Source organism: Winogradskyella sp., assembly GCF_025210595.1.
GTDB lineage: Bacteria > Bacteroidota > Bacteroidia > Flavobacteriales > Flavobacteriaceae > Winogradskyella.
In genome coordinates, this window is the sequence record NZ_JAOARH010000037.1 from 40,429 (window position 1) to 58,181 (window position 17,753).

General features: G+C 33.8%; 10 protein-coding genes. 5 read left to right on the forward strand and 5 right to left on the reverse strand.

Annotated elements, in window-relative coordinates:
* Window positions 1-98: 98 nt before the first annotated feature.
* Window positions 99-1,151 (reverse strand): phage tail protein, encoded by a 1,053-nt coding sequence (locus N4A42_RS03730; protein ID WP_294070050.1) that lies wholly within the window; start codon window positions 1,149-1,151, stop codon window positions 99-101.
* A gap of 118 nt (window positions 1,152-1,269) precedes the next feature.
* On the opposite strand from N4A42_RS03730, the gene N4A42_RS03735 reads away from it, so the two are divergent.
* Window positions 1,270-3,192 (forward strand): histidine kinase dimerization/phosphoacceptor domain -containing protein, encoded by a 1,923-nt coding sequence (locus N4A42_RS03735; RefSeq protein WP_294070052.1) that lies wholly within the window; start codon window positions 1,270-1,272, stop codon window positions 3,190-3,192.
* A 2-nt stretch (window positions 3,193-3,194) separates the two neighbouring features.
* Here N4A42_RS03735 and N4A42_RS03740 read toward each other — a convergent pair whose 3' ends face one another.
* The 4 genes from N4A42_RS03740 to N4A42_RS03755 all read right to left on the reverse strand — a co-directional run bounded on the left by N4A42_RS03740 (window position 3,195) and on the right by N4A42_RS03755 (window position 9,660).
* Entirely contained in the window at window positions 3,195-3,809 is a 615-nt protein-coding gene (locus N4A42_RS03740; RefSeq protein ID WP_294070054.1) for a response regulator transcription factor, read from the reverse strand.
* Between the two features lie 102 nt (window positions 3,810-3,911).
* A complete protein-coding gene (locus N4A42_RS03745) occupies window positions 3,912-4,916 on the reverse strand; it encodes a N(4)-(beta-N-acetylglucosaminyl)-L-asparaginase (RefSeq protein ID WP_294070056.1) in 1,005 nt (334 codons plus the stop codon).
* A 95-nt stretch (window positions 4,917-5,011) separates the two neighbouring features.
* Complete coding sequence (locus N4A42_RS03750; protein ID WP_294070058.1) at window positions 5,012-6,685, reverse strand: MFS transporter; 1,674 nt, start codon at window positions 6,683-6,685, stop codon at window positions 5,012-5,014.
* Window positions 6,686-6,711: 26 nt separating this feature from the next.
* Complete coding sequence (locus tag N4A42_RS03755; protein WP_294070139.1) at window positions 6,712-9,660, reverse strand: GH92 family glycosyl hydrolase; 2,949 nt, start codon at window positions 9,658-9,660, stop codon at window positions 6,712-6,714.
* 324 nt (window positions 9,661-9,984) lie between these two features.
* Between N4A42_RS03755 and N4A42_RS03760 the strand changes: the two genes are divergently transcribed.
* The 4 genes from N4A42_RS03760 to N4A42_RS03775 all read left to right on the forward strand — a co-directional run bounded on the left by N4A42_RS03760 (window position 9,985) and on the right by N4A42_RS03775 (window position 17,721).
* Complete coding sequence (locus N4A42_RS03760; protein WP_294070060.1) at window positions 9,985-12,009, forward strand: LruC domain-containing protein; 2,025 nt, start codon at window positions 9,985-9,987, stop codon at window positions 12,007-12,009.
* Between the two features lie 196 nt (window positions 12,010-12,205).
* Window positions 12,206-14,512: a family 20 glycosylhydrolase gene (locus N4A42_RS03765; RefSeq protein ID WP_294070063.1), complete on the forward strand. Its 2,307-nt coding sequence runs from the start codon at window positions 12,206-12,208 to the stop codon at window positions 14,510-14,512.
* A gap of 1 nt (window position 14,513) precedes the next feature.
* Window positions 14,514-15,227 carry a copper homeostasis protein CutC gene (locus N4A42_RS03770; protein WP_294070066.1) on the forward strand — a complete coding sequence of 238 codons (714 nt, stop codon included), beginning with the start codon at window positions 14,514-14,516 and terminating at the stop codon, window positions 15,225-15,227.
* Entirely contained in the window at window positions 15,217-17,721 is a 2,505-nt protein-coding gene (locus N4A42_RS03775) for a glycoside hydrolase family 2 protein (RefSeq protein WP_294070068.1), read from the forward strand. Before N4A42_RS03770 ends, N4A42_RS03775 begins: the two co-directional genes overlap by 11 nt.
* Window positions 17,722-17,753 lie beyond the last annotated feature (32 nt).

Here is a 17,753-nt window from a genome sequence, read left to right on the forward strand (position 1 = left end):
AAAAAGAAAAAGCCGCTCCCTACTGCGGCTTTTTCACTAATCTGGCAAAGCTTAGCAACGCCAGACTTAAAAACTAAAATTAAAAAATTAACTCTTAGTTAAAACTTTATGCAATACACCACGGTGATATTTAATGGTCTGTTTTCGTTAGATCCAGTAGTAGCAGAATTAAAAGCAGCAATGTTAGTGCTATGCGTATGATTACCAGAATGGGTTGTAGTACTTGAAGGAATTGAGACACTGTGAACGTGGTTGCCTGTAGTATTGGTGTATAAAGCAGGTATATTAACAATGTGACTGTGGTTTCCTGCAGCAGGTGTGTTAAAAGCGTTTGGTCCAGAGTTTCCCATATCATCAACTTGAAAGTCTATATCACCAAAGGCAGAAGTGCTTATTCTTCCTAGATTTCCTCTAATTTGATGTGCATGATTACCAGTAGTATTTGTGTTAGTTGTTCTAGGTGCAGTGTTATGTGAGTGATTTCCTCCAGAACCAGTTGTTACGTTAATAACATTAGTATTATGATTATGATTGCCTGCTGAGTTAGAATATGTAATTGGAGGATCTACTTGATGTAAATGACTTTCCATATCTCCGTCTTGTAGTGTTCCAACAGCATCTCCAGTTGTGCCATCTCCTCGGTCTTGTCGAGTAGCTGCGTCTGGATCATTACCAGCACCATCGTCATAACCTCTTAGAAATTTGCCTCTATAATCGGGTAAATTAAAAGTTGTAGAGCCATTTCCAGCACCGTAAGTTGTACCTAATACAGCAAATAAACCTGCATATGTAGTTCGGCTTACAGCGCTACCATCACACACCAAATAGCCTGTTGGTGGAGTTTCTAAAGGAAAACTAAATATAGCACCTGTAGGTACAGGATCCTTGCTTTCTTTTAACATTCGATCCCAAGACGTACCATCAAAGAAATAAAACCCTTTAACATCATTTGTTTGGAAGACCATTAGGCCTTCTGCTGGAGCAATTATTCCTATACGCTCTAGCGCTGTCATTCTAGGGATTAAAATTCCTTTTTCGTCAGATTCAACATCTAAAATGCTCGAATTATCTGGGGTAGTTGTGCCAATACCTACTTGTGCTATTAAGCTTTGCCCAATAGCGATGTATAGAAGAATAACAAATCGTTTCATAATGTCTTAGATTAATAGCGGTTGTAAAATTCTTAAACTGTATTTGGTTTTATTTCATCCTTATGGGTGATTTTTGGATTTAATGCCTTTATTATCTTTGTGTTACTAAATTTCCTGTATGAAGATTAACCATATATACCTTATCTTATATTTATTGTTTAGCAGTTTTAGTCACAGTCAAGATGCACCTGTAGATGCTTATCAAGATAGTTTGCAGATCATTATAGATGGCAATGCACATAAGACCATAAAAAAAGAATCTTTATTCTTATTGGGTGAGTATCTGGTACAAAGAGATCCTGATAAGGCAAAACGTATTGCTGAAGATTTAAAGGTAAACTACATTGAAAACGATAGCATAGATATACGTCGTAATAATTACATTTTTGCTGCAAGCCATAGATGGCAAGGCAGTTATAAAACGGCATTACAGATTTATAAATCCATATATGATTTTTCTTTAAAACATAACGATTCTATTGATGTTGCTAATAGTGCCCATTTTATAGGGAGTATCAATATGTTTTTAGGGAATAATGTTGTATCTCAAAAGCATCTTATTGAAGCTGCGGCCATTTATGATGTTATTGGAACTACAGAACAGCGTGCTAGAATAAACAATTCGCTAGCTGGGTTTTACATTAATATAGGCCAAGTAGAAAAAGGAAAAGACACCTACCTTTTAGCATTAGAACAGTTCGAAAAGTTAAAGGATAGTACAGGTATGGCAAGTTCTAATGCTAATTTAGGAATGCTATATACTGATCTTGGTGATTTTGAAAAGGCTGAATATCATTTAAAGAAACAAAAAGAATATAATGCTGTATTTCCAACGTTTCGTGAGATGGGCTTTCATTATGATTTTTTAGGATTGTTGCGTCAAGAGCAAGGTCGTTTAGATGAAGCTTATGAAGAGCATTTAAAAGCGTTACAAATTAGAGAGAATTTGAGCAGTACATATAATTTGTGTGAGTCTAAGCTAAATATGGGTGAAGTACTTATAAAATTAGGGCGTTATAGTGAAGCTATTGGGCATTTAAAAGATGTGTTTACTTATGATGAGCACGATTCACTATATCAGCAATTATCAGCTTATGACTTGTTAGCAGAAGCGTATGAAAAAAGTGGAAGTTATGAGCAAGCTTTAAATAATTATAAGTCTTATTCAAAATTAAATGATTCTATTTATTCTAAGGAGTCTTTTGAAATTATTGCTGAGAAAGATGTGCTTTATAATCAGCAAAAGAAAGATGCAGAAATTGCTTTGTTGAGTAAAGAAAATGAGATTTCAGAAACTAGACTGTCGCGTTCTAGAGCAATAATGATGATTTCACTGATTGGTATAGCTTTATTAGCTATTGCAGCATTTACACTGCTAAAAATGAATCAAAAGATTAAAAGTAAAAATATAACAATTTCTAAGGCATTAAAAGATAGAGAGCTATTGTTACATGAAACGCATCATCGTGTTAAAAATAATTTGCAGATGATTTCGAGCCTGCTCAATTTGCAATCAAAGTATGTAGAAGATGAAAAGGTGTTAGAAGTGTTGCAAAATGGGCGAAACCGCGTGCAATCTATGGCGTTATTACATAAAAATTTATATGTAGGTGAAGATTTGAATATGGTAAATATTCAGCAGTATTTTGAAAGTTTAGTAGAGAGTATTTTAAACTCTTATAATAAAACAGAATATGATATAGATTTAACCATAAATGCAGATAAAGTAAAGATGGATGTGGAATCTGTAATCCCTTTAGGGTTGATTGTTAATGAGTTGATTACTAATTCGTTAAAGCATGCGTTTCCAGCTGGAGTAAAAACCAAGCCCGAAATTACTTTAAAAATGTCTGAACGCGAAGAGTTCTATACCTTAAAAGTAACAGATAATGGTATTGGTATACGTAAAGATATTATTGAAAATAGCAAAAAAGAATCTTTTGGGCAACGACTTATAAATTCGCTTTCTAAGAAGTTGAAAGCATCTATTAGCATTACTAATAATAGTGGTACTTCGGTATCGTTTGTGCTTCCTAAGTAATTTTATAGCAGTAATGAATGTACCAATGTAATTGTTTCTGAACGTGTGTTGGTATTCATTTTTTCGTAAATATTCTTAATATGGGTTTTTACTGTATTTACACTTATAAAATTAGATTCTGCTAATTGTCTGTTGGTCTTTCCTTCAAACAAACCTTCAAGAATATCAAACTCTCTTTGTGTTAATGAAGAATTTATTTTAGAGTTAATCAATTGTATATTAAAGGTAGCAGGTAATACAAATTTTGAGAAATTATAAAGCGCTACCTCTATGTTAGAGTAGAGTTCTTTTTCATTGAATGGTTTAACGATATAGCCCATTGGCATAGTAGGTTTTGCACGTTCTATAATTTCTTTTCCAGAGTAAGAGGTGAGATATAAAAAAGGAATTCTACGGGTTTGGTTTATATGTTCTGCAATATCAAAACCTTCATAATTACCATCTAGATTAATGTCAAGAAGCACTAAATCTGGGTTTTCATTATTAATATAATCAATGGCTTCCGCTTTAGAGTAAGCCACACCTATAGCAGTATAATCTACATTAGTAAGTATATCGCGAATGTCTTCTCCAATTATAGGATCGTCTTCAACAATAAGTACTCTAATAGTAGACATATTACAATGGGATTTTTAATTTTTGAAGCAATTTACCAAGTAGGTTGAGAGAATCAAAAAAAGACGATATAAAACTAATTATAATAGATTAATAGAGTTAAGTTATTGTTTTTTAATGTAATAATCAGACTGATTTTGCTCATTAACTCCATCTTGGAATTTGGTCATGCTAAACCATTGGTGTATGGCATAAGAGCCCGTTTCTCCCTTTTTGTTTACAGCAATATAACCAACCTGAAAATCTTTATAATTACTATTTGGTTTTGATACAATACGACGGATAGCTTCCTCACAGGCTTGCTGAGGTGATTTGCCTTGTCGCATCAATTCTACTACTAAAAAACTACCAACCGTTTTTACAACCTCTTCACCCAAACCTGTAGCAACACAAGCTCCAATTTCGTTATCTACAAACAATCCTGAACCAATAATAGGTGAATCACCAACACGACCTCCCATTTTATACGCCAAGCCACTAGTTGTACAAGCGCCAGAAATATCTCCGTTTTTATCAATGGCTAACATTCCAATGGTATCATGATTTTCGATATTAATTATAGGTTTGTACTTGGCTTCTATTTTCCATTTTTCCCAAGCTTCTTTAGATGCTTCAGTAAGCAAATCTTCGGGTTGAAAGCCTTTAGACATAGCAAACTGTTTGGCACCTTCACCAGCTAACATTACATGAGGTGTGTCTTCCATTACTTTTCTAGCTACAGAAACTGCATGTGTAATGTTTTGTAAATAAACTACCGAACCGCAATTACCATACTTGTCCATGATACAAGCGTCTAGCGTCACGTTTCCGTCTCTATCTGGTAAACCACCTTTACCAACCGAAGAATTATTAATGTCTGCTTCTTCGACTCTACAACCTTGCTCTACAGCATCGAGTGCAGTACCACCAGCTTGTAAAATTTCCATAGCCTTTGTTGTAGCATTTTTTACATGCCATGTGGCTATAACTAATGGTAATTTGTTAGTTGATACAGCAACGTCAGATTTGTTGTCTTTCGATTCAGAATCAGCACAATTGGTAAGCGAGTTTCCAATAGCCAATCCTGCACTAGTTAAAGCAGCGTTTTTTATAAAATTTCTTCGTTTCATCAATATATAGTTTTGCTTCCATGTAAATGGAAGTCTATTTTTAATAAATCACTCTTTGTTTATATCAAGCTTATTCAACTTCAACTTCGATTTCATTAGTATTCGACTCCTTGTTTATCTAGAACTGTTTTTGTTCTAAAGGCATAAAACAATAAATAAGCAAAACAAGCCACAGCAATCCAATACGATGATTGAATAGTAAATACATCAGCCAATTTTCCTTGTACTGGAGGAATTATAGCGCCACCTAAAATCATCATAATTAAAAAAGCAGAGCCTTGAGACGTGTATTTGCCTAATCCAGCAATACTTAATGTAAAAATACAAGGCCACATGATGGAGCAGAATAAACCACCAGATAAGAAAGCAAACAGAGCGACGTTACCTGAGGCAAATAAGCCAATTAGCATTCCAATTATTCCTAAAAGACTAAATATTTTTAAGGTTTTTACAGGTTGGTCTTTTGCTAAGAAGAATCCAATGATTTGAACAGCAATACAGATGGCAAAGAATAAGATTTCATTGGTTGAAAATTCATTTCCAGCAATCCAATTCGAAAAGAGAATAACACCAAAAGCAACATAAGGAACTATAATCAATAACACTTTTTTAAGTCTATTACTAGGATTAAAAACAGTTATAGCTCCAACCCAACGACCAATCATTAAACCTCCCCAATACAATGAGATGTATATGCCTAATTGCGAATCATTAAGTACTGGCAAGCCAAGCGCATTTAAACCTGTGTTTTCAATGCCTTGTTTTAGCAGTTCGCCTAAGTTACTACCAATAGTTACTTCTACACCAACGTAAGTGAAAATCGCTAGCATTCCTAAAACTAACTGAGGATACTTCATTGCTCCCCAACCTTCAGGTTTTTTTGAGGCACTAGAGTAGGCTATAAAAATAGCTGCAATTACTGCAAATAGTGCAATAAATAAGACGATTAATCGTGTTTGTTCTATGGCTTCAGTAGCAACTGAACCGTCAGAGTATGTGCTAAAAATATAGCCAAAGCAACCTACAATTAATAGCGTTAGAATGATTAATAAATTACGAGCTTTGTTTGCAGACTCAAACGCAGTATCAGATTTAAGAGCTGGTAGTTTTTTTGAAAAATGGAATAAGGCAGCAGCAATTAAAAACAATGCGCCTACACCTAGATATAATCCTTGAACTGTAACAAGTGTAATTTGATTGTTAGCAATCATTTGTGCTAATTCATCAGTACTCCAACTAGCAGATCCGAAAATAACAAGGCTCACAACGATAGGTCCAATGGTAGTGCCAAAAGAATTTATACCTCCAGCTAAATTTAGTCGATGCGAACCTGTTTTTGGATCACCAAGTGCTATGGCAAAAGGGTTAGCTGCAGTTTGTTGCAATGAAAATCCTAAGCCAACAATAAATAAAGCAATTAGTACAAGGTAAAACACTCCTGTCTGCCCTTGCTCAGCGCCTGCGGTTGAAGGATACATAACAAAAGCACCAATAGCAGATAATAATAAACCATAGACAATACCATTTTTATAACCCCAATTATTTAGAATATCTTTTTTGATGGAGCCAGAGAGAATGAATAATAACAACGCGCCTATGTAATACGCTCCATAAAAAGCAAAATCTACTAATTGTGACTGAAATTGATCAATATTAAAATAGGTTTTGCAAAAAGGAATAAAAACACCGTTAGATGCTGCAATAAATCCCCAGAAAAAGAACACAGTAACTAATGTAGCCAGTGCTGATTTGTTGTTTTGGTTGCTCATATATAGTTGTTGTTAGTTAGTTTATTTTATTTTATTGAAATTTCATCTACAAAAATCCAGCTTCTACCATTGTGTTTATAGCCCAAGTGCCATTTAGGAAGTTCTCCTAGTTTTTTGGCGATAAGCTTTACATAACGATAGTTTGTTTTAGGTTGCTTGAATTCTAATGTTTTGATGATGACATCTTCTGTATTTGTTGTGGTATCTAAAGTTTGATTTCCTAAAGATTTGAATGTCGTACCATTGTTAGATACTAGAATTTCAACCTTGGATGGAAGAAATATCCATGAGCGTTGGTCTCTTAAAAAGCTTACAGTTACCATATTTATAGGTTTTTGACTTCCTAAATCAACTGTAGCAATAACATCTTCATCCCAATAGCCTTGCCATGTTCCTGTTCTAAAATCTTTAGCTCCAAAAATGCCATCAATAAGTGCATCATTACCACCAGCATTATATTGGTTGGCATAACTTGTTTCAAGTTTGATGCTTAAATTAGGATCTATTTTATAAAATTGGGTTGCAATGGTGCTGCTTCGTTTACCAGAAGCATTTGCTGCATAGACTTTTAATTCCGAAGGTTTAGAAATTATAAAAGGCTTATCATATAATTTAAATTCAGAATTATCTAAACTGTAAAAGATTTCAGTTTTTGAGTTGGCAATACCTAATTCTACTTCGGTTTCTCCTTTAAAGGCTACATCTCCTTTTGCTATAAATGGCGTAGGAACAATAATATGCTCATCTATAGAGGTTTTAGGTTCTTGTCCGTCTAGACTTCCCCAAACCGCAGGTTTGTCTGTCATATTAAACTCTAATGTGCCACCTTTCATAATATCTTCGTGGGTGATGTAGGTTTTATTTAGTTTTTGACCATTGAGATATACTTGTTCTATATACTTATTGGTGTCACTTAGATTATAAGTTTTAATGGTAAATTGATTGCCGTTTTCTAAATTAAACGTGGCTTTATCCATAATAGGAGTTCCAATGATATATTGATTGCTTCCAGGTGTTACAGGATAAAATCCTAAAGATGAAAATACATACCAAGCGCTCATTTGTCCGCAATCTTCATTTCCAGAAATACCATCAGGTTCATTTTTATATAATTCTATAAGAATCTGGTGTACTTTCTCTTGAGTTTTAGGAGGTTTGTTTACAAAATTATAGAGATAAGCCATATGGTGGCTAGGTTCGTTGCCATGTGCATATTGCCCAATTAGTCCTGTAATATCAGCTTGGTTGCGTCCTGAAGTTTCTGCTTCAGCAGTAAAAAGTTTATCTAAGTGTGCTTCAAGCTTATCTTTTCCTCCAAGTAGTTTTATAAATCCGGAAATATCTTGAGGTACATAATAACTGTATTGCCATGAATTAGCTTCGGTATAATTAAAATTCACTTCATAAGGATCAAAAGGAGCAAACCATGTATTTCTAAAACGACCTCTCATAAATTGCGATTCTGGATCGAAGATATTCTTATAATACTGAGCGCGTTCAGAGTAGGTTTTATAATCATCAGATTTACCCATAGCTTTTGCCATTTGGGCAATCGTCCAATCATCATAAGCATATTCTAAGGTTTTTGAAACCGATTCGCTTTCATTTTCAACAGGAATAAACCCAAATTCTTTGTAAGATTCTAAGCCTAAATGATCTCTGGTAGCAGAATGTTTCATGGCAGTAAAAGCCTTTTCTGTATCATACTCTTTAATACCTTTTAAATACGCATCTGCAATAACAGGAACAGCATGGTAGCCAATCATACAACCTGTGTAGCAAGCCGAAAGATCCCAAATAGGCATTATACCACCTTCATCATATTTAGCTAAAAATGTATTGATAAAATCATTAGTGCGTTCTTCTTCGATTATGGTATACAATGGGTGAGCAGCACGATAGGTGTCCCAAAGCGAAAATACAGTGTAGTAATTAAAGTCAGTATGATGAATTTCTAAATCCATGCCTCTATAACGACCATCGACATCTTGATAGCGGTTTGGAGCTATCATGGTGTGATAAAGAGCGGTGTAGAAATTGGTTTTTTTATCTACATCGTCACTATTAATAACAATTTTTTCAAGTTGGCTTTCCCAATAGTTTTGTGCTTCCTGTTTAACATCTTCAAAGGTTTTAGAACCTATTTCTGCGGTCATATTTTCCTTTGCACCTTTTTCATCTACAGCGCTAATACCAATTTTTATATAAACAGGTTCGTTATTAGGATTGTCTAAAATAATTCCGGCTTTTTTGCTTTCATATTTATAGTTCTTAGAGATGTGTTTTTCGTTTTCTTCGTAAATCACATCTTTTATGGGTTGCGAAAATGTCATATAGTAAAACAAACGCTGATCGGTTGCCCAAGCCTTACTATGCCTATAGCCTGTAATGGTTTTGTCATCGACTTGCTGAATTTTATAGTCTAATAATTCATCACGATGATCTAGATCTAACATAATAATTTGATTTTCGGCTTCAGGAAATTGGTATTTATGAATTCCACTTCGTAATGAAACGGTCAATTCCACATCAATGTTTGTTGAGTCTAGCTTAACCTTGTAATAACCTGGTTTAGCAATTTCATTGTCGTGTGAAAAATGAGCGCGATAACCTACTTTTTCATCAGCCCCATTATTAAAATTCACAGCATTTGTTGGCATTAGTAAAATGTCACCATAGTCTGAAACACCAGTGCCACTAAGATGTGTATGTGAAAACCCATAGATATATTTATCGGAATAATGATAGCCAGAACATCCATCCCAACCGTCTAGACGAGTATCTGGACTCAGTTGCATCATTCCAAAAGGCATTGTAGCTCCAGGATACGTATGTCCATGACCGCCAGTGCCAATAAAAGGATTAACATAATTTATTAATGGTTGGTCTTTTTTAGTTGCTGAGATTTTTGGCGATTTGTTACAGCCAAAAAGAAAGGCTATAACAATTAAAATAGAGGTTGGTTTAAAGTTCATCAAAAAACATTACTAAGTTTTAAAGCATCTAATATACTAAAATGCCAATAAGAAGATAACTGTAATGATTCATTAAAGTTGCGGAAATGTTTTATTAAGGGTTTTTGTTGAAGATAGTCTTTTTCAATAATTTATGTCTTTTTCTTTTTAAATATATATCAATTAACGCTTTACGATATTTAACCAAAATAATATTAAAATATGAGTTTTTCCGCTTATCTATAATAATCAAAGATTTGTCGAAGTAAAATATATTTTGAACGATTTTAACCACAGACAGTCGTTTTGGAAAACCAATTTTGCAATAATCATAACTTAACAACCATGAAAGAAAGAATATTTTTATCCCTCTTACTTCTTGTATTAGTATTTTCATGTAATATGGATGTAGAGGATAATCAAAATGATCAATCAGATCCATCAATAGAAGATATTACACAACTTAATATTCCGGCTAATTTTGATTTTAATACCACTTCGGAGATAGAAATGGGAATTGTGGTAAAAAGTATTGCAGATGTTGCGTTACCTGGAGTTAAAGTTAGTTTCTTTACGAGTCATCCAGATTTTGGCGGTAAGCTTATATCTAACGCATTTACTAATTCATTAGGTGTGTTACAAACTAAGATTGAAGTATCAAGTTATTTAGATGAGGTTTTTGTTCAGGTACATAGTGTAGGGTTTGCTAACCAAAAGACTGTAAGTGTTGAGCCACAGATTAATATTGAATTTGGTGGAATACCTGAAACAAGACCAAGTAATAGAACTTTTAATACTAATTCTGATGCTATACCTATATCAGGTAATTATTACTATATGGGTAATTTTAATACTGGTAGTTGGAAAGGTTTACCTCATTATCTTGAGTCTGAAAGTGATCAATTAAGTCAGACCTTCTTAGACGATGTTAATGCGTCTTTACCAGAAGGGAAACCTGTCCCTAATTATAATCCTGAATATTTAACCACAGGCAATGAGCTTGATGTGGTAGTTAACGAGTTGAGTGATGTTTGGGTAACTTTTGTAACTGAAGGAGCTGGGTATAGAAATGCACTTGGCTATTATGTTTTTGATACGGATAACCCACCGAATAATGTAAGTGAGATAGATTCTATTCATGTTGTATTACCTAATGCTTCTCTTGCGTATTCAGGCGGAGAGTTATATGCAGGTGATAAGATAAGATTAGGTACTTTTGAAGGAGGAAAAACTATTTCTTGGGTATTGTTTCAAAATGCTTGGACAGGTTCTGGTGTTAATGTAAATGCTACAAAGTTTTATTCTCGACTAGATTTCAATACTTCAGAGTCGAATCCTAATATGCGTCAGCATACTGTTCAATTAATGGATATTGGACGTCAACGTTTATTAAATGCATTTGAAGATTTATTAAGGTCAGGTGGAGGAAGTGATGATGATTTTAATGACCTTGTATTCTATGTGTCTGCAAATCCTTGGGAAGCTATAGAAACTGGTGGGATGCTACAGGTAAGGCCTAATGTAGATGCTGACGGAGATGGTGTTTCTGATGAAAGTGATGACTTTCCAAATGATCCGCTAAGGGCTGTGCGAAATACATATGAAGGTTCGTTAGCATATGAAGATCTTTGGCCCTCAAAAGGCGACTATGATTTTAATGATTTAGTGATTGATTACGAAGTTGATCATATTCTTGATGGTAATAATCTTTTAGTAGATATTGAAGCTGATTGGACTATTAAAGCAGTTGGTGCAGGGTTTAGGAATGGATTTGGGATAGAGTTAGATGGTTTGTCGTCAAATGATATTGCTAGCATAAGTGGTCAGGATTTGCAAGAAGGTATAGTGTCTAATAATGGTAATGGTACTGAGGCTAGTCAATCTAGTGCTTCAATTATAATATTTGATAATGTTTTAAACCAAATTCAAAGTGCTGGAGGCGAATTTATTAATACAGTGCCGTCTAATCCGTACACTACTCCAGTAACCTTAAGTACTGTTATTAATCTTAGCAATCCTATGAGTCAGGATATTGTAGGTTTGCCACCTTATGATCCGTTTATTTTTGTAAATGGTAATCGAGGTAAAGAGATACATTTACCAGGTCAGGATCCGACAGATCTTGCTGATGTAAATTGGTTTAATACTTCTGCAGATGCTACTAATCCTTCTAGTAATTATTATTACAAAACAGCGAATGGATTACCATGGGCAATTAATGTCTCAGAATCTTTTGAATATCCTATAGAATCAACGCCTATAAATAGAGCTTATTTAGATTTTGCTATCTGGGCATCTAGTGGAGGTAGCGTAAAAAAGGATTGGTATCTTGATTTGTCTTCTAATAGAGCCACAGATAAAATATATTAATTAAATGATTTGGTTAAGGTTAAGAAGTCTCGGATGTTTTTAAAAATATTCGAGACTTTTTTATTCCTAAACAATTTGTGAGGTTTATTATCTTATAAAACTTACGAGAGATTCTAGATGACTATTCAAAAAAATGGGCTAAGTTTTGAAAGCATAAAAAATAGATTGCTAATTTTAAAGCATCTAATACATTAAAATGCATTTCAAGAAATTAGTAGTACTTTTCATTTTAAGCTTAATTATCATTGCATGTAAAGGAAATAAGGTTGAGGTTGTTGTGCCTCATATTATTCCTGTTCCAAATTCAAGCGAAGTATTAAACGGTAGTTTTACGCTTAATTCTAATATTCATCTCATTAGTGAGGAGGATTTAAATGAAGTTGCTGAGTTTAGTGCAGCGTTTTTAAAACAAGGGTTTAAAAATAATACTGATGATTATAAACAAAAGAGCTTTTTAGAGTTTAAAATAGATTCTAATCTGCATGAAGAAGAATATGTATTAAGGATTACTGAAGAAAAGATTCTGATTACATCGAGTTCTCAAAAAGGAGCATTTTATGGGTTTCAAACGCTGAGGCAAATGCTGCCTGTTAATTTTGAGAATGGAACTTACACAGAAAATAAAGTCGCTCTACCTTGTATAAACATTAAAGATAAACCGAAATTCTCATACAGAGGTATGCATTTAGATGTTGGTCGTCATATGTATTCCGTAGATTTTATAAAAAAATATATCGATGCATTGGCAATATTAAAGATGAATACGTTTCATTGGCATTTAACTGAAGATCAAGGTTGGCGTATTGAAATAAAAAAATATCCAAAACTTCAGGAAATTGCAGCATACAGAGATGAGACTTTAGTTGGGCATTACAGCGACCAACCACATCAATTTGATGGTGAAAAATATGGAGGTTATTATGCACAAGAAGAGGTTAAGGGTATTGTTGCTTATGCAGAAAAAAGATTTATAACGATTATTCCAGAGATAGAGATGCCAGGTCATAGTCAGGCAGCAATTGCCGCATATCCAGAATTAGGATGTGCAGGCGAGCAAGTTGAAGTTGCAAAAAAATGGGGAGTTTTTGAAGAGATTTATTGCACAAAAGACAGCACGTTTGATTTTCTCGAAGATGTTTTAGATGAGGTTTTAGAACTGTTTCCAAGCAAATACATCCATATTGGAGGAGACGAAGCACCAAAAACACGTTGGAAAACTTGCGCAAATTGCCAAAAACGAATTAAAGACGAAGGTTTAAAAGACGAACATGAATTGCAGAATTATTTCATTACCAGAATGGAAAAATATCTTAACTCTAAAGGGAGGCAAATCATAGGTTGGGACGAAATTTTAGAAGGTGGTCTAGCTCCTAATGCAACAGTAATGTCGTGGCGAGGAACTAATGGAGCTGTAGAAGCGGCAAAATCTGGACATAATGTAGTTATGACACCAACATCACATTGTTATTTTGATTATTATCAATCTGACAATGAAAATGAGCCATTGGCTATCGGAGGTTTTTTACCTTTAGAAAAGGTTTATGAATTTAACCCTATACCAGAAGAACTAACTAACGAAGAGGCGAAGTATGTGCTAGGAGCGCAAGGTAATCTCTGGACAGAATATATGCCAACGGAAGATCAAGTAGAATATATGGTATTCCCAAGAATGTTAGCTATGAGTGAAGTATTGTGGTCTCATCCTAAGCAAAAAAATTATGCTGATTTTATATCAAGATTAGAAAACTTCCATAAAAGATTAGATGCTTTAAATATTAACTATGCCAATCATTTGTATGAGATAGAAGGTGAGATGATTTCTGAAAGTGGTAAGTCGTATTATGAATTAAAAACCTTGACGGAAGGAAAAACGATTAGATATACTTTAGATGGAAGTGAGCCTGATTTAAATTCTAAAGTATATAAATCTCAAATTCCTTTTGTTGAAAGTACAACTATTAAAGCCGCAGTTTTTAATGATGAAGTACAACTAGGAAAAACATTCATACAATATATCAATTATCATAAAGCTGTAGGCGCAAAAATCACTATTGATAAAACACCACATAAAGCCTATTCAGGATCTGGATCAGAAGGGCTTATCAATGGCATTAGTGGAAGTGATACACGTTATGGCGATAAAGAATGGTTAGGCTTTTGGGGAGAAGATATTTTGATTGAAATAGATTTAAGAGAAGAAAAAGAAATTCATTCTATTGAGACTAGATTTTACAATGGAAATGGGCAATGGATTTATGCACCTAAAGAAATAGATATGCAATTTGTTGTTAATGATGGAAGTATAGTTAAAGACAAAGTTTATTTAAAAAAAAGGGATGTTTTAAAAGTAGAAATGAACTACAATTTCAACCCACCTAAAAACATGAATATTAAAGTGAAATCAATAAAATTAATTGTACCCAACTACGGAATTATACCAGAAGGTAGACAAGGTGCAGGTAATAAAGCCTGGACTTTTATTGATGAGATAATAATTAATTAGGATGTTATTAGAAATCTGTGCCAACTCATACCAGTCTGCTAAAAATGCTCAAGTAGCAGGAGCACATCGAATAGAATTGTGTCAAGAATTATCTGTTGGTGGTATTACACCATCTTACGGATTGCTAAAAAAGGTTGTGGAAAATCTTCAGATTCCTGTTTTTGTATTGATAAGGCCAAGAGCTGGAAATTTTGTGTATTCCGTTGATGAGTTTGAAATTATGAAAGCGAATATTCAAATCTGTAAAGATTTGGGTTGTAAAGGCATTGTTTCAGGAGTGTTGAATAATGATAATACCATTGATGTTGAGCGAACAAAAGCATTAATAGAGCTGTCAAAACCATTGTCATTTACATTTCATCGTGCTTTTGATGAGGTTAAAAACCCTAAAAAGACTTTAGAGCAATTGATAGATTTAGGAGTAGATCGTGTTTTAACTTCAGGTCAAAAATCAACAGCTGAAAATGGGTTGGAGTTATTAAAAGAATTGAATGAAATAGCAAATAACAAGATTGTCATTTTAGCTGGAGGAGGCATCAATGTTGATAATGCCTTTAAATTTAAAGATGCTGAAATACAGGAAATTCATGCATCAGCTTCACATCAACTAAGCTCAGTTCAGGATTCAAAAACAGTGGGTGGTAAATCTATGTTTTCAATGCCATTAACATATTCCGATCCACTAAAAATAAAAGCCATTTTAGATGCGATATAGCTTACTATTTTTTGTCTTAATCTGTTTTAGTTGTCAACCAAGACATGATGTTCCTGTTATCGTTGAAATTAATAATAATTGGCAATTCAAAAAGGTTTCAGATTCTACTTGGTATTCTGCAACGGTTCCAGGGAATGTATTTTCAGATTTATTGGATAATAAACTTATTGAGGATCCATTTATTGGTAAAAATGAAGAAAAAGTGCAATGGGTTTCAGAAACCGATTGGGAATATAAAACTGAGTTTAGTTTAGATAAGCAGACTTTAGATAAGCAGCATTTAGAGCTCAATTTTGAAGGTTTAGACACATACGCTTCAGTGTATTTAAATGATAGTCTCATTTTAAACGCTAATAATGCGTTTCGCAAATGGCAAATTGATGTAAAATCGTTATTGAAAACCGAAAACGAGTTGCGTTTGGTGTTTGAGCATACTTCAAAACATGAAGCAGCTGAAAAAGCAAAATTACCATACGAGTTACCTGAGGGCAATCGCATTTTTACACGTAAAGCGCAATTTCAGTATGGTTGGGATTGGGGACCAAAATTGAATACTTCTGGAATTTGGAAACCTGTTGAATTGGTGGCTTGGAATGATTTTAGAATTAAGGAAATTAAAATAGATACAGAAGATTTATTGTTTGATAATCATCTTGGAGTTTTTAGAGCTACATTTAATTTGGATACTCCTTTATCTAAAGATTTGGATTATGAGTTGTTTATTAATGACTCATTGTATGTTTCGCAAACAAGAAAAATGCATTTGGTCAATGATGAAAAGTTGTCAGAATTGATATTCAATATAGAAAAACCAAAACTCTGGTGGCCACATAGCATAGGTGAACCTTATTTGTACGATATAAAAGTTGTTGTAAAGGATGGGCGCAAAATTCTAGATAGTATTTCTGTAAAACATGGTATTAGAACTATTGATTTGGTAACAGAAAAAGATAGTGTTGGTAAAGCTTTCTATTTTAAAGTTAATGGTGTGCCAGTTTATGCTAAAGGGGCAAATTATATCCCGCAGCATAGCTTCCAAAATAAAGTTACAGATATGCATTATGAGAAGCTTTTAAATGATGTTGTTGATGCTAATATGAATATGCTAAGAGTATGGGGAGGAGGTATTTATGAGAATGATATTTTTTACGATTTATGTGATGAAAAAGGCATTTTGGTTTGGCAAGACTTTATGTTTGCTTGTGCCATGTATCCTGGTGATGAAGCGTTTTTAGAGAATGTGAAAATTGAAGTTGAGCAACAAGTTAAGCGATTACGCAATCATCCTTCAATAGCGTTGTGGTGTGGCAATAATGAAAGTTCAGAAGGTTGGCATCGATGGGGTTGGCAAGCCAATAGAAGTGATCAAGAGAAAGAAGAGATTTGGAATAATTATCTTAAAGTATTCGATTCTATTTTGCCTAAGACTGTATCAAAATATACTAAAGCAGACTATTGGGAAAGTTCTCCAAAATACGGTAGAGGAAATCCAAAATACAAAACTGAGGGAGATGCGCATGATTGGTGGATTTGGCACGATGGTTACCCTTTTGAGCATCTAGAGAAAAACGTGCCACGTTTTATGAGTGAGTTCGGGTTCCAATCGTTTCCTAGTTATGAGGTGATTCAATATATCAATCAAAATGATTCTATTGAAATTGAGTCTTATGGCTTTAAAAATCATCAGAAACACGTTAGAGGATTTCAACTCATTGAAGACTATATGCAACGCGATTTCCCTGTGCCAGAAAAAGCAGAAGACTATGTGTACATGAGTCAATTATTACAAGCTTATGGGATTGCTAAAGGTATAGAAGCACATCGACGAGCCAAGCCATACAATATGGGAACGTTATTCTGGCAGCTTAATGATTGTTGGCCATCGGTTTCGTGGAGTAGTATCGACTATTTTGGGAATTGGAAGGCTTTGCAATATAAAGTTAAACAGGTTTTTAATAATGTTATAGTGTCGTCTCATATAGAAAATGACACATTAAATGTTTATGTTATTAACGATAACTTGAAAGATTTAAAGCATAAACTTTATGTATCGATTAAAGATTTTGATGATCGTATATTGTGGAAGGATAAAAGAGATATTATAGTTAAAGCTAATTCTAGTGAGATACATTACCAATTACCATTGTCTGACATTAAGTTTCAAAAAGATGCCATTTATTTTGATGCACGATTTGATGTTTACGACGAGCATTTTTTCTTCGTAAAGCCAAAGGATTTAAAACTTAAGCAAGGAAAGTTTGAAACCCAATTTGTAAAAATGGATAACGGAATAAAAGTTGTTATTTCTTCAGACACGTATCAGAAAGATGTGTGTTTAACTACCAAATACAAAGGCTGGTTTCATAATAATTTTTTCGATTTATATCCTGGACAAAGGCGATGGGTTTATTTCTTGTCTGATGATCCACGACTAAAAGCGCTTCAAACTATTGATGATCTTGAGATAAAAAGCTTTAACACTTTCATAAGATAAGCCCTTTTTTCATATTAGTATCTTTGAAAATT